Source organism: Pseudomonas sp. MWU12-3103b (genome assembly GCF_023100615.1).
Lineage (GTDB): Bacteria > Pseudomonadota > Gammaproteobacteria > Pseudomonadales > Pseudomonadaceae > Aquipseudomonas > Aquipseudomonas putida_A.
On sequence record NZ_JALMEY010000041.1, the window covers coordinates 1 to 1118 of the forward strand.

General features: G+C 58.9%; 1 pseudogene. It reads right to left on the minus strand.

What is annotated here, in order from left to right:
• Positions 1 to 1118: pseudogene (locus tag M0808_RS28375) on the minus strand (hypothetical protein); the annotation flags it as partial.

Here is a 1118-nt window from a genome sequence, read left to right on the forward strand (position 1 = left end):
GGTTCGATGTGCTGGGCGACGAAGGCGGCGTCCAGGTTGATGACCCAGTCTTGCTGGGCGGTGACGGCATTGAATGTGCGGGACCCGGGTTCCTCGCCGGAGATGTCGCCCACCCACTTCCAGGTGGCCTCGTCGTTGGCTACCCATGGCTTCACCACAGGCCTGGGGATGGTCAGTTTACTGGTACCGCCGGGCAGTGTGGCCGGGTCGAGGAAGCCGTTCGCCACCCCGAGGACAATGGGGGCGTCCAGCTCGAATTTCGGTTCACCCACATTGAGCAATTTCGTGTGCAGCGACTCCCGTCTGAGGATCTCGTCGCCTTCGGCTATCAGCAGGTCGTACCACCCCTTCAGGGTTCCGCCGTCAAGGAGCTTGAGGTTGTAGTCATCGACGGTGATGACAAAACCTTCGGGATTCTCGACTTCATCCTCCTCCGGAATGTGCCACTCCAACTCAGGCAGGAAGGTGCTGCCGTCCGGACTTTTACCCAACAGGAACAGCTCGATGCCCATGCCGTACTCGATGGCCGGATCGAACGGAATGCGGACGTTGATGGGTGTCTTCGTGGGATCGATGAACTCTCCCTCGGCTTCCTCGATGATCGGTGCGGCCAGGCGGTGGGCTGCGCCGGTGACTTGTACAAACTGCCTTTTTGAGCCTAACGGGTCACTGCTGCCGCTGCGTTCCAGCCGATAGAAGAAACTGACCTGGGTATTGACCAGTTTACGCACGGCCGCAATGGACAGCTTGAACTCGTAGTTATGCGGGATATTGTCGACGGTCTGGGGCAGGGCGGTGACTTCGACTTTTTCGCCCTCCGTGGTGGTGCCGAACATGGTCAAGTGAATGATGTCATTCATCTCGAAGTCTGGTCGGTCGGCCGTGACATGCACCGTGATGTCGTTATCGCCCTGTTTATCGGCGTCGAGCTTGTTGTTGACGGCCTCTTGAACGATAGGCGCGGCCAGCAGGTCGATGCCGGTGGTGACGACGATGCGGGTTTCCTTGCACCAGTCTTCCGATTCATTGCCGACGATGTCGCGCACCTTGAAGGTGACCGCCAGACCGAAGAGGTCGGTGTCACCAGCCTCTTTAATAGTGGCTTTGGAGACCGTGAT